Source organism: Pseudomonas sp. PvP009 (genome assembly GCF_017832995.1).
Lineage (GTDB): Bacteria > Pseudomonadota > Gammaproteobacteria > Pseudomonadales > Pseudomonadaceae > Aquipseudomonas > Aquipseudomonas syringae.
Genome location: NZ_JAFIBG010000001.1, coordinates 4,182,844 through 4,195,154, shown reverse-complemented (window position 1 = coordinate 4,195,154; position 12,311 = coordinate 4,182,844). Strand labels below are relative to the sequence as shown.

At 58.5% G+C, this 12,311-nt stretch carries 11 protein-coding genes; 7 read left to right on the top strand and 4 right to left on the bottom strand.

Annotated features, from left to right (window positions below; translation table 11 throughout):
- Window positions 1–38 precede the first annotated feature (38 nt).
- The 4 genes from JOE29_RS17970 to map all read right to left on the bottom strand — a co-directional run bounded on the left by JOE29_RS17970 (window position 39) and on the right by map (window position 5,807).
- The gene (locus tag JOE29_RS17970) at window positions 39–887 is read right to left on the bottom strand and encodes a matrixin family metalloprotease (RefSeq protein ID WP_210079729.1); all 849 of its coding nucleotides are present in this window, start codon (window positions 885–887) and stop codon (window positions 39–41) included.
- Between the two features lie 131 nt (window positions 888–1,018).
- Window positions 1,019–2,212 carry a succinyldiaminopimelate transaminase gene (gene dapC / locus JOE29_RS17965; protein ID WP_137983430.1) on the bottom strand — a complete coding sequence of 398 codons (1,194 nt, stop codon included), beginning with the start codon at window positions 2,210–2,212 and terminating at the stop codon, window positions 1,019–1,021.
- 51 nt (window positions 2,213–2,263) lie between these two features.
- The gene (locus JOE29_RS17960) at window positions 2,264–4,960 is read right to left on the bottom strand and encodes a [protein-PII] uridylyltransferase (RefSeq protein WP_032658445.1); all 2,697 of its coding nucleotides are present in this window, start codon (window positions 4,958–4,960) and stop codon (window positions 2,264–2,266) included.
- Between the two features lie 64 nt (window positions 4,961–5,024).
- Window positions 5,025–5,807 carry a type I methionyl aminopeptidase gene (gene map / locus JOE29_RS17955; protein ID WP_003391089.1) on the bottom strand — a complete coding sequence of 261 codons (783 nt, stop codon included), beginning with the start codon at window positions 5,805–5,807 and terminating at the stop codon, window positions 5,025–5,027.
- 314 nt (window positions 5,808–6,121) lie between these two features.
- Between map and rpsB the strand changes: the two genes are divergently transcribed.
- The 7 genes from rpsB to ispC all read left to right on the top strand — a co-directional run bounded on the left by rpsB (window position 6,122) and on the right by ispC (window position 12,196).
- Window positions 6,122–6,865, top strand: coding sequence for a 30S ribosomal protein S2 (gene rpsB / locus JOE29_RS17950; protein WP_003314293.1), 744 nt, complete (start codon window positions 6,122–6,124; stop codon window positions 6,863–6,865).
- Between the two features lie 190 nt (window positions 6,866–7,055).
- Window positions 7,056–7,919, top strand: a complete 864-nt coding sequence (tsf, locus tag JOE29_RS17945) for a translation elongation factor Ts (RefSeq protein WP_003391086.1) — start codon at window positions 7,056–7,058, stop codon at window positions 7,917–7,919.
- A 205-nt stretch (window positions 7,920–8,124) separates the two neighbouring features.
- Entirely contained in the window at window positions 8,125–8,865 is a 741-nt protein-coding gene (gene pyrH / locus JOE29_RS17940; RefSeq protein WP_003339591.1) for a UMP kinase, read from the top strand.
- On the top strand, window positions 8,865–9,422 hold the full coding sequence (gene frr, locus JOE29_RS17935) for a ribosome recycling factor (protein WP_003314295.1): 558 nt from the start codon (window positions 8,865–8,867) through the stop codon (window positions 9,420–9,422). Before pyrH ends, frr begins: the two co-directional genes overlap by 1 nt.
- Window positions 9,423–9,438: 16 nt before the next feature.
- Window positions 9,439–10,194, top strand: a complete 756-nt coding sequence (gene uppS / locus JOE29_RS17930; protein WP_003314296.1) for a polyprenyl diphosphate synthase — start codon at window positions 9,439–9,441, stop codon at window positions 10,192–10,194.
- Complete coding sequence (locus JOE29_RS17925; RefSeq protein WP_003422045.1) at window positions 10,194–11,009, top strand: phosphatidate cytidylyltransferase; 816 nt, start codon at window positions 10,194–10,196, stop codon at window positions 11,007–11,009. The genes uppS and JOE29_RS17925 overlap by 1 nt, the downstream gene beginning before the upstream one ends.
- Window positions 11,006–12,196, top strand: coding sequence for a 1-deoxy-D-xylulose-5-phosphate reductoisomerase (gene ispC, locus JOE29_RS17920; RefSeq protein ID WP_032658448.1), 1,191 nt, complete (start codon window positions 11,006–11,008; stop codon window positions 12,194–12,196). Before JOE29_RS17925 ends, ispC begins: the two co-directional genes overlap by 4 nt.
- Window positions 12,197–12,311 lie beyond the last annotated feature (115 nt).

Genomic DNA, 12,311 nt, shown 5'->3' with positions numbered 1-12,311 from the left:
GATTGCCGCATGATCAGCACGTGCCCCGACGCTTTCCGTCAGGGTGTTTCAAATTTCGAGTTGCCACGGTCCGGGTAGATAGCGCCCATCACGGCGATGTCATTGCTGCTGAGCGTCTTGCCCACATTGATGATCTCGAATTCGCCGAGGGTCAGGCCGTTGGGGATATCGAAATGCATGACCGAGTCACGGTCGTAAGGCGAGTGGTGGAAGTCGGCGGCCTCGTACCTGTCGAAAAAGTTGGTGTTGATCTCTTCGTCACTCAATCCGGTTTGCGAAAGCAGTGAGCGCACGAGCGGTTCGTTCCAGGGGATGTTTGCCTGCGGATGCTGATGCTCGTGAACCGCGCCCAAGGCGTGACCGAATTCATGCAGCACGATGCGCGTCAGTTCCGGCATGGGTTTCAGATCCGCCGTATACAGCTCTTTGAGGTTGAACTCCATGGTCGACTCGTCAGGCTCGGCCAGCAGGATATCGGTGCCTATGGCGCTCCAGTTCAGGTGTTCATTGAAGCCGATTCTGATATCGCTTGCCCCGTCCGTAACGAACTCGAATTTCAGATTTATATGAGGCAGCCATTTGCTTGCCGCTTCTACGATGGGCGCTGTGAGGGTGGCTGGAGGGTTCTTGAGGAAAAGAACTTTCAGGGTTCGCCCGCGAGCCCAGTATTTGCTGAACGAAACCAGCAGGCGCGCCTGGTGCCTTGACTGGCCGGTGTTGTTGCCGGTTTCCGATTGGTAAGCAGGGGTGGTTTCCGCGTTAGCGGGGTTTTCGCGAATCGCCGCTTCATACGAAGCCTGGTGATTTCCAGCGCTGCGCATGCAGCAGGATGCGGGCAGTTTTAAGCCTTTGGGAGCAGTGGATGCGGGCATGAGATTGGCCTTCATGGTTGTTCGCTTCCTGTCTGGAAGCATGAAAAATGAAGGTTGAGAGTACGTTCACGCACCGGGCGGGAGGTGGTAACTAATTACCCCGCCGCACGTTGCATGCGGCGGGGCAATCTTTTGGGGTTTGGCTTTTACTTGCTCAGGAAGGCGCGGATACGTTCGGCCGCTTCTATGCATTCGGCCAACGGTGCCACCAGCGCCAGACGCACCCGGCCTGCGCCAGGGTTGACGCCATCCACTTCGCGGGAAAGGTACGAGCCCGGTACTGCGGTGACGTGCTGATCGACGAACAGATCGCGGCAAAATGCAGCGTCATCGGTGCCAACATTCGGCCACAGGTAAAAGCCGCCGTCCGGGCGCTGAACGTCGAGCACCGGGCTCAGGATGTCGAGCACCGCAGCGAACTTCTCGCGGTACAGATCACGGTTGGCGCGTACGTGCTTCTCATCATTCCAGGCCGCGATGCTGGCCAGTTGAGTCTGAACCGGCATGGCGCAGCCGTGATAAGTCCGATACAGCAGGAAAACCTTGAGGATCTCCGCGTCACCCGCCACAAAACCGGAGCGCAGGCCCGGCAGGTTGGAGCGCTTGGACAGGCTGTGGAAGACCACGCAGCGCTTGAAATCCTTGCGGCCCAGCTCGACGCAAGCGCTGAGCAGGCCCGGCGGCGGGGTTTGTTCGTCGAAGTACAGCTCGCTGTAGCACTCGTCCGCAGCAATGACAAAGTCATGTTCGTCAGCCAGGGCAATGAGCTTTTTCAGGGTTTCAACCGGAATCAGTGCCCCGGTCGGGTTGCCCGGCGAGCACAGAAAGAGGATCTGGCAACGCTTCCAGATGTCCGGGCTGACCGCATCGAAATCGGGATTGAAACCGTTCTCGCTCAGGCATGGCAGGTAGTGTGGCTGGGCTCCGGCCAGAAACGCAGCGCCTTCATAGATCTGGTAGAACGGATTCGGGCTGATCACCAGGCCGTCATCGCTGCGATTGACCACGGTCTGGGTGAAGGCGAACAGCGCTTCGCGCGTGCCGTTGACCGGTAGTACATTGCGCGCCGGATCGATCCAGCCCTGTGGTACGCCGAATCGACGGCTGCACCAGCCGGCAATGGCTTCGCGCAGTGCCGGAATACCCAGCGTGGTCGGGTAAACCGCCATCTGATCGAGATTGTCTGCCAGCGCCTTGGCGACGAAATCGGGGGAGCGGTGCTTCGGCTCGCCAATCGACAGCGCTACCGGACGCTTTTCCGGATTGGGCGTTACGCCGGCCAGCAAGGCGCGCAGCTTCTCGAAAGGGTAAGGTTGAAGCAGTTGCATGGCGTTATTCATGGAACGTGTTCCTCAATGAGCTGCGTTGAGTCGATTCGTAGGAGCGAATGTTCATATGCTGATCCGCAAATCGCCGCCTTGCTCTGAGTTGACACTCAGTTGCTTGACGATTGCATCCTGCAACTGGCGGCACAATTGTGGATCGGACAGCGGGTGATTGTTGGCGTCGGTGATGAAGAACACGTCTTCCACGCGTTCGCCCAGCGTTGCAATCTTGGCGTTCTGCAGGGACAGGTCGAACTCCAGGAAGATCTTGCCGACGCGCGCCAGCAGCCCGGGACGATCCGGTGCCAGCAACTCGAGTACCGTCACTGGGCGCTGGGCGTCGTTGTGGATGGTGACTTGCGGGGCGAAGGCAAAGTGCTTGAGCTGACGCGGCACGCGGCGCTTGATGATTGTCGGGTAATCATCCGGGTTGCGCAGGGCTTCGGTCAGGCCTTCGCGGATGTCCTGAATGCGCTCCGGATTATTGCCGATCGAACCACCCTCATGGTCGAGGACGATGTAGGTGTCGAGTGTGAATTTGCTGCTGGAAGTGATAATGCGCGCGTCGTGAATGTTCAGGTTCAACTGGTCCATCGCCGCCACGGTCACCGCGAAGAAGTCATGCTGATCCGGGGCGTAAATGAAAATCTGCGTCCCACCCTCGAATTCACGCTGCGTGGTCTCCTTGATCAGCACCAGCGGACCGCCGTCGGCCGGTTGCTGCAGGATTGCATCGCTATGCCAGGCCACGTCGCCGGCGGTGTGACGCAGGAAGTAATCGTCGCCCAGTGCTGACCAGAGTTGCTCGACGTCATCAGGATCGGTGCCGTTGCGTACCAGAATATCCAGCGCGGCAGTCTGTGTGCGACGAATCTGCTCTTCGCGGTCGACCGGGTTTTCCAGGCCGCGGCGCAAGGCTCGCTTGGTCTCGGTGTACAGTTGGCGCAGCAGGCTGGCGCGCCATGAGTTCCAGAGCGTCGGGTTGGTCGCGTTGATGTCGGCGACAGTCAGTACATACAGGTAATCCAGATGCACTTCGTCGCCCACGAACTGGGCAAAGTCGTGGATGACCTGCGGGTCGGAGAGATCCTTGCGCTGTGCGGTGGTCGACATCACCAGGTGGTTGCTCACCAGCCATACGATGAGTCGGGTGTCCCAGGCAGGCAGATGATGGCGCGTACCGAAGGCCTGCGCGTCGACGGCGCCGAGCTCCGAGTGATCACCGCCACGACCCTTGCCGATGTCGTGATAAAGCCCGGCCAGGTAGATCAGCTCCGGCTTGGGCAGGCGGCCCATGATCTTGCTGGCCAGCGGAAATTTCTCGGACACTTCGGTGTACTGCAGCTTGCGCAGGTGCTTGATCAGATTCAGCGTGTGCGCATCGACCGTATAGATGTGAAACAGGTCATGCTGCATCTGGCCAACGATATGGCCGAACTCCGGCAGGTACAGGCCGAGAATGCCGTAGCGATTCATTCGGCGCAGGTTGCGATGAATGCCTATTTCGCACTTGAACAGCTCGATGAACAGGCTGGTGTTGCGAATATCGTTGCGGAACTCGTCGTTGATCAGATGCCGATGTTCACGCAGCAGGCGAATGGTGTCGGCGCGCACACCTTTTATCTCCGGGTGCTGGGCCATGAGCACGAAGATTTCGATCATGGCAAACGGGGTGCGCTTGAAGACGTGCGGATGGGTGGCTTCTATATAGCCGTCGTGCAGTTGAAAGCGTGAATTGATCGGCTGTGGTATACCGCTGTCGTCGGAAAGAATCACTTCTTCGAAATGCTGGATGATCAGATCGCTGAGTTCGGCGATGCTCATGACCACTCGGTAGTACTTCTGCATGAAGCGCTCTATGGCCAGTTTGGCATCATTGTCTTCATAGCCAAGCAATCCGGCGATGCGCACCTGATAATCGAACAGAAGCCGGTCCTCTGAGCGCCCGGCCAGCATGTGCAACGCATAACGCACCTTCCACAAAAACTCCTGGGAGGAGGCGAGCAGGGCGTTTTCGCTGCCCAGCAGGAAGCCTTCGCCTGCCAGCGCATGCAGGTTAAGCGTGCCGTACTGACGTCGCGCGACCCAGAGAATGGTCTGAATATCGCGCAGGCCGCCCGGAGAGCCCTTGACGTTGGGTTCCAGGTTGTATTCGGTGTCGTTGTACTTGTGGTGGCGTTTTTTCTGCTCCGCGTGCTTGGCGAGGAAGAACTCCTTGCTCGGCCACATATGCTCGGTGCTGGTGACTTCCAGCATGCGCTGGCGCAGGCGTTCGGGGCCGGCGATGGTGCGGCTTTCCATCAGATTGGTGATCACGGTCAGGTCGGCGCGGCCTTCCTGTGCGCATTCGTTGACCGAGCGTACGCTTTGCCCGACTTCCAGGCCGATGTCCCACAGCAGCGTCAGAAACCGCTCGATGGGTTCGCGGAAAACTTCGTGGTCGTCGCTGTCCAGCAGGATCAGCAGATCGATGTCCGAGTAAGGATGCAGCTCGCCGCGCCCGTAGCCACCCACTGCCAGAAGCGCGATGTCGGCGTCTTCACTCCATTCGAACTGATCCCAGGCCTTTTGCAGGATGTTATCGACAAACCATGCCCGGTCCTCGATCAGTCGTCGAATGTCACGGCCCGACCTGAAGCGCTCATCAAGGACGTCTCTCGCTCGGCGGATGGCCTTCTTGAACGCAGCGATGGGGCTGGCTTTCAAGGCCAGTTCGGCCTGGAACTGGCCACGATCGAACAAGTCTGGATCTACTTGCGGCATTGAGCAGTATTCCTCGTGTCGGGCTGTGCAGTGACGGGCGGGCGTTCAGCCGGGCATGATCGGGTCAGGGAGCTTTTTGGGCAATGGTGTCATCGCTGCGCAAGGTGAAGATTTCGTAACCGTCAGCGGTCACCAGCAGCGTGTGCTCCCATTGCGCCGAGAGCTTGCGGTCCTTGGTGATCGCCGTCCAGCCATCGCCGAGAATCTTGGTCTCAGGGCGACCCTGGTTGATCATCGGTTCGATGGTGAAGGTCATGCCTTCCTGCAGCTCGATACCGGTTCCGGCCTCGCCAAAGTGCATGACCTGTGGCTCTTCATGAAACACCTTGCCGATGCCATGACCGCAGAACTCGCGAACCACGGAGAAACCGTTCTTTTCAGCGTGTTTCTGGATGACGGCACCGATGTCACCCAGGCGAGTGCCGGGTTTGACGATTTCGATGGCCTTGTACAGGCACTCCTGAGTCACCTTCGACAGGCGTTCGGCCCATACCGGAACGGTGCCGACATGGAACATCCGGCTGGTGTCGCCATGGTACCCGTCCTTGATGACGGTGACGTCGATATTCAGCGAGTCGCCGTCCTTCAGCTTCTTGTCGCTCGGGATGCCGTGGCAGACCACCTGGTTGATCGAGGTGCAGATCGATTTTGGGAAGCCCTTGTAGTTCAGCGGGGCCGGGATCGCCTTCTGTTCGTTGACGATATAGTCGTGGCAGAGGCGGTCCAGCTCTTCGGTGGTCACACCGGGCTTGACGTGCGGCGCTATCATTTCCAGAACATCGGCGGCCAGGCGACCGGCGATGCGCATCTTTTCGATGTCTTCCGGGGTTTTGAGGGTGATGGTCATACGAATTCTCTCGGCGTGGCAGGCACGCGGTGGGTGCGCAAAGGCGCAATTCTATCAGACCACCGATGTCGGGTAATCATCGCTTCCTTCTATAGGCTGTCCGTGAAGCTGCAAAGTCGCCGCAAAACAAGCACTTGATGGGAGTTCCGTTCTCTTCCCTTTTGTGATATAAAATGCGCCGCTTTCCAAGGTCCGTCCTTGGAAGCACAAACCCACACACGTGTCGACACGATGACCTGGGTGCCCTTGGCAGATGCCATTGGTTGGTCATTGGGATACGTGGAGGCCTAACCCGACTTATCAAGGAACTATTTATGTCCCAAGTCAATATGCGCGATATGCTGAAGGCTGGTTGCCACTTCGGTCACCAGACCCGTTACTGGAATCCGAAAATGGGTAAATACATTTTCGGCGCGCGCAACAAGATTCACATCATCAACCTTGAAAAAACCCTGCCTATGTTCAACGAAGCGCTGACTTTCGTTGAGCGCCTGGCTTCGGGCAAAAACAAGATTCTGTTCGTCGGCACCAAGCGTTCCGCTGGCAAGATCGTTGCTGAAGAAGCAGCACGTTGCGGTTCGCCGTACGTCGACCATCGCTGGTTGGGCGGCATGCTGACCAACTTCAAGACCATCCGTCAGTCGATCAAACGTCTGCGCGAGCTGGAAGTACAGGCTGAAGACGGTACTTTCGCCAAGCTGACCAAGAAAGAAGCCCTGATGCGTACCCGTGATCTGGAAAAACTGGATCGCAGCCTGGGTGGTATCAAGGACATGGGCGGTCTGCCAGACGCTCTGTTCGTTATCGACGTTGATCACGAGCGCATCGCGATCACCGAAGCCAACAAGCTGGGCATCCCGGTTATCGGCGTCGTCGATACCAACAGCAGCCCGGAAGGCGTTGACTACATCATCCCGGGCAACGATGACGCAATCCGCGCCATCCAGCTGTACATGGGTTCGATGGCTGATGCTGTTATCCGTGGTCGTAACAATGTTGCTGGCGGCACCGACGTTTTCGTCGAAGAAGCTCCAGCTGCAGCCGCTGTAGAAGGCTGAGTACAAACGCCTGGCGTTTACTCAGTACGCGAAAAGGGGGCTTAGCCCCCTTTTTGCCACCTAGGAAATGATTTGTCGGTCTGTAACCATGGCCTCTCTGTCATGTGTTGCTGCCACCCTGATTTTTCAAGAATTGCACGCCCGGCCTGCCGGGTGGAATGGTTGAAGACCTATCCAAGAGGATTTTGAAATGGCAGAGATTACTGCAGCGTTGGTCAAAGAACTGCGCGAGCGTACCGGCGAAGGCATGATGGATTGCAAAAAGGCCTTGACCAAGGCTGGCGGCGACATCGAAAAAGCAATCGACGATATGCGTGCTTCCGGCGCCATCAAGGCCGCCAAGAAAGCAGGTAACGTGGCTGCTGAAGGCGCTATCGCCATCAAGGACGACGGCAAAGCCGCTGTCATCATCGAAGTCAACTCGCAGACCGACTTCCTGGCCCTGCAAGACGACTTCAAGGCTTTCGTTGCTGCAAGCGTCGAAAAAGCCTTCGCTGACAAGCTGACTGATGTCGCTCCGTTGATCGAAGCTCAGGAAGCTGCACGTCTGGTACTGGTCGGCAAGGTTGGCGAAAACGTCAACATCCGTCGCCTGAAGCGTATCGAAGGTGACGTGGTAGGGACTTACCTGCACGGCAACAAGATCGGCGTGGTTGTTACCCTCAAGGGTGGCAACGTCGAACTGGCCAAAGATATCGCCATGCACGTAGCAGCAAGCAACCCCGAGTTCCTGTTCCCTTCGGAAGTTTCTGCCGAAGCGATCGAGCGCGAGAAGAACGTCTTCCTGCAATTGAACGAAGACAAGATCAAAGGCAAGCCAGCTGAAATCGTTGAGAAGATGGTTGGCGGTCGTATCACCAAGTTCCTGGCAGAAGCCAGCCTGGTCGAGCAAGCCTTCGTCAAGAACCCGGAAGTCAAGGTCGGTGATCTGGCCAAGAAAGCCGGCGCTGAAATCGTTTCCTTCACCTACTTCAAAGTAGGCGAAGGCATCGAGAAGCCAGTTGATAACTTCGCTGACGAAGTGGCTGCTCAACTGGCTGCCGCCAAGCAGTAAGACGGTTTTTCAACTGTCGCCCCAAAGAGGCTGCCCGCTCACGCGTGCGGCCTCTTTGTCGAAAGAGAAAAGGAAATTTTCCTTGGAGATTGTGCTCACAAGGCTGCATTCTCCCGACGCGCGCATAGCGTCAAGCTAAAGTAAGCGCAGGCTTGAAATAGCCCGCACAGATTTTTTTCAGAAAACGCCGCAGGAGAGATTCGCAATGGCTCAGCAGGGCAGTGGTTATCAGGCTCGCTATAAACGCATTCTACTCAAGCTTAGCGGTGAGGCCCTCATGGGCTCAGAAGAGTTCGGCATTGATCCCAAGGTGCTGGACCGCATGGCGCTGGAAGTCGGCCAGCTGGTCGGTATCGGCGTTCAGGTCGGTCTGGTGATCGGTGGCGGCAACCTGTTCCGTGGCGCGGCCCTGAGTGCTGCGGGCATGGATCGGGTGACAGGCGACCACATGGGCATGCTGGCCACTGTGATGAACGCCCTGGCAATGCGCGATGCGCTGGAGCGCGCTAATATCACCGCCATCGTGATGTCGGCCATTTCCATGGTGGGTGTGACCGATCATTACGATCGTCGCAAGGCCATGCGCCATCTCAGCGCCAAGGAAGTGGTGATTTTTGCTGCCGGTACCGGTAATCCGTTCTTTACGACCGATTCTGCTGCCTGTCTGCGCGCGATCGAGATTGACGCCGACGTGGTGCTCAAGGCCACCAAGGTGGACGGTGTGTACACCGCAGATCCGTTCAAAGACCCGAATGCCGAGAAGTTCGATCATCTGACGTACGATGAAGTGCTGGATCGCAAGCTGGGTGTGATGGATCTGACCGCAATCTGCCTGTGTCGCGATCACAAGATGCCGTTGCGCGTCTTCAACATGAACAAGCCGGGTGCTCTTCTGAATATCGTCCATGGTGGCGCCGAAGGGACCCTGATCGAGGAAGCACAATAATGATCAACGAAATCAAGAAAGATGCTCAGACCCGCATGCAGAAGAGTCTGGAGTCGCTGACCCATGCCTTCACCCGTATCCGTACCGGCAAGGCGCATCCAAGCATCCTGGGTGGCGTCATGGTTCCTTACTACGGTGCTGATACCCCGCTGGCCCAAGTGGCCAACGTGACCGTCAAGGACTCGCGTACCCTTCAGGTCGTGGCGTTCGAACGCAACATGCTGGCGGCTGTCGACAAGGCTATCCAGAGCTCTGGTCTGGGTTTCAACCCGACCAACCTGGGTGAGCTGCTGCTGATCTCCATGCCGGCGCTGACCGAAGAAACCCGCAAGGGCTTCACCAAGCAGGCGCGCGATGCCGCGGAAGATGCCCGTGTGGCCGTCCGTAACATTCGCCGTGACGCCTTGAGCCAGTTGAAAGACCTGGTCAAGGAGAAGGAAATCAGCGAAGACGAAGAGCGTCGTGCGGCTGACGACGTACAGAAGCTGACTGACAAGTTCGTTGCGGAAATCGAAGTTGCGGTCAAGCAGAAAGAAGCCGATCTGATGGCTGTTTAAGGTTTCGGACGCTTTCATGGAAAAGATAAAACCGGCCGTGCCGTCTTCGGTGCCGCGCCATGTCGCGATTATCATGGATGGTAATAATCGCTGGGCGAAGAAACGCCTGCTGCCAGGCGTTGCAGGCCATAAGGCGGGTGTCGATGCTGTGCGGGCCGTTATCGAGGTCTGCGCTGAAGCCCGGGTCGAAGTACTGACACTGTTCGCGTTCTCCAGTGAAAACTGGCAGCGCCCGGCCGAAGAGGTTGGCGCGCTGATGGAGCTGTTTTTCACGGCGTTGCGCCGTGAGACCAAGCGCCTGAACGAGAACGAGATCAGCCTGCGGATCATCGGCGACCGCTCGCGCTTTCATCCTGAGCTTCAGGCTGCCATGCGCGAGGCGGAAGTGCGCACTTCAGGCAACAGCCGCTTCGTGCTGCAGATCGCTGCCAACTACGGTGGGCAGTGGGACATTGCGCAGGCTGCGCAGCGGCTGGCGCGTGAGGTTCAGGCCGGACACCTGCAGCCGGAGGACATCACTCCCCAGTTGTTGCAGACCTGCCTGGCCACCGGCGACTTGCCGTTGCCGGATCTGTGCATACGCACCGGCGGCGAGCATCGCATCAGCAATTTCCTGCTTTGGCAGCTGGCCTACGCCGAGCTGTACTTCTCCGACCTGTTCTGGCCGGACTTCAAACACGATGCCATGCGCGCTGCGCTGGCAGATTTCGCTTCTCGCCAACGTCGCTTCGGTAAAACCAGCGAACAGGTAGAAGCTGGAGCCCGGGCTTAATGCTGAAACAACGGATCATCACGGCACTCATTCTGTTGCCGATCGCCTTGTGCGGGTTTTTCCTGCTGACCGGCATGTACTTCGCCCTGTTCATCGGGGTGGTTGTCGTTCTGGGTGCCTGGGAATGGGCGCGGCTCGCTGGTTTCGCCGCGCAGTCGATGCGTATCGGTTATGCGGCTGTGGTCGCCGTTCTGCTATTTCTCATGTACCTGCTGCCGGGGCTGGAGCCCTGGGTGCTGGTTGCCGCGGTCATCTGGTGGAGTGTTGCGACCTTTCTGGTACTTACCTATCCGGACTCGAGCAGCCACTGGGCGAGTGCAGCGTGCAAGCTGGTCATCGGCCTTCTGATTCTGCTGCCTGCATGGCAGGGCCTGGTCCTGATCAAGCAATGGCCGCTGGGTAACTGGCTGATTCTGTCGGTGATGGTGCTGGTCTGGGCCGCCGACATCGGCGCTTATTTCTCCGGCAAGGCTTTTGGCAAGCGCAAGCTGGCACCCAAGGTAAGCCCTGGCAAGAGCTGGGAGGGCGTATATGGCGGTCTGGTCGTCAGCCTGGGCATCACGGCAGCAGTGGGCGTTTCCCGCGACTGGACGGTTGCGCAGTTCATAGCAGCGCTCTTTGGTGCCGCGGTGATCGTATTCATCTCGGTGATTGGCGACCTGACCGAAAGCATGTTCAAACGCCAGTCCGGGGTCAAGGACAGCAGCAATCTGCTGCCTGGCCACGGCGGGGTGCTCGACCGTATCGACAGCCTGACGGCGGCCATCCCGGTATTTGCGGTGCTGCTCTGGGCCGCTGACTGGGGTGTCATGTGAGTGGGCCGCAACAAATCACCATTCTGGGTGCAACCGGTTCCATCGGGCTAAGCACTCTGGATGTCGTTGCCCGTCATCCAGCGCTTTATCAAGTGTTCGCGCTTACCGGCTTCAGTCGCCTGGACGAATTGCTGGCCTTGTGCATCAGGCACACGCCGCAGTACGCCGTAGTGCCTGATCAGGTGGTCGCCCGCAAGCTGCAGGATGACCTCGCTGCGGCCGGGCTCGATACCCGGGTGCTGGTCGGCGAAGGCGGTCTGTGCGAAGTAGCCGCAGACCCTCGGGTAGACGCAGTCATGGCCGCGATTGTCGGAGCTGCCGGCTTGCGTCCGACGCTGGCTGCGGTGGAGGCGGGCAAGAAGGTATTGCTGGCCAACAAGGAAGCGCTGGTCATGTCCGGTGCCTTGTTCATGCAGGCCGTTCGGCAAAGTGGCGCTGTGCTGTTGCCGATCGACAGCGAGCACAATGCGATCTTCCAGTGCCTGCCCGGCGACTTCGCTCGCGGGCTGGGTGCCGTCGGTGTTCGGCGGATCATGTTGACTGCCTCGGGCGGGCCGTTTCGCGAAACGCCGCTGGAGCAGTTGCACAATGTCACGCCTGAGCAGGCCTGTGCCCATCCGGTATGGTCGATGGGGCGCAAGATCTCCGTCGATTCGGCAACTATGATGAACAAGGGGCTCGAGCTGATCGAAGCCTGCTGGCTGTTCGATGCGCGCCCGGATCAGGTCGAGGTGGTCATTCACCCGCAAAGCGTGATCCACTCACTGGTCGATTATGTCGATGGCTCAGTGCTGGCTCAATTGGGCAATCCCGACATGCGTACGCCCATCGCCAATGCACTGGCATGGCCTGCACGTGTAGACTCTGGCGTTGCGCCACTGGACCTGTTTCGTATCGGTCAGCTCGATTTTCAGGCGCCGGACGAAGAACGATTCCCTTGCCTGCGGCTGGCCCGACAGGCGGCAGAGGCTGGAGGCAGTGCGCCTGCCATGCTCAACGCGGCCAATGAAGTGGCCGTTGCGGCATTCCTCGACGGGCGTATCCGCTATCTGGAAATCGCCGGTATTATCGAGGAGGTTCTGGATCATGAGCCTGTCATCGCGGTCGAAGGACTCGATGCGGTGTTCGCCGCCGATGCGAAAGCGCGTTTGCTGGCGGGCCAATGGCTTGAAAGAAACGGGCGATAGCGATCTGACAACCCGACAGATATGAGTGAATGGGTTGATGTGGTGCGTCAACGGCGGGCCTGGAGGCCTGCAATGATTAACACACTGGCCGACCAGTCGGTACCCGGAGAAGGCT

Coding starts and splice junctions, on each gene's coding strand:
- JOE29_RS17925 (WP_003422045.1), top strand. CDS start 10,194: ATGCTGAAACAACGGATCATCACGGCACTCATTCTGTTGCCGATCGCC.
- tsf (WP_003391086.1), top strand. CDS start 7,056: ATGGCAGAGATTACTGCAGCGTTGGTCAAAGAACTGCGCGAGCGTACC.
- JOE29_RS17960 (WP_032658445.1), bottom strand. CDS start 4,960: ATGCCGCAAGTAGATCCAGACTTGTTCGATCGTGGCCAGTTCCAGGCC.
- map (WP_003391089.1), bottom strand. CDS start 5,807: ATGACCATCACCCTCAAAACCCCGGAAGACATCGAAAAGATGCGCATC.
- rpsB (WP_003314293.1), top strand. CDS start 6,122: ATGTCCCAAGTCAATATGCGCGATATGCTGAAGGCTGGTTGCCACTTC.
- pyrH (WP_003339591.1), top strand. CDS start 8,125: ATGGCTCAGCAGGGCAGTGGTTATCAGGCTCGCTATAAACGCATTCTA.
- dapC (WP_137983430.1), bottom strand. CDS start 2,212: ATGAATAACGCCATGCAACTGCTTCAACCTTACCCTTTCGAGAAGCTG.
- uppS (WP_003314296.1), top strand. CDS start 9,439: ATGGAAAAGATAAAACCGGCCGTGCCGTCTTCGGTGCCGCGCCATGTC.
- frr (WP_003314295.1), top strand. CDS start 8,865: ATGATCAACGAAATCAAGAAAGATGCTCAGACCCGCATGCAGAAGAGT.
- JOE29_RS17970 (WP_210079729.1), bottom strand. CDS start 887: ATGAAGGCCAATCTCATGCCCGCATCCACTGCTCCCAAAGGCTTAAAA.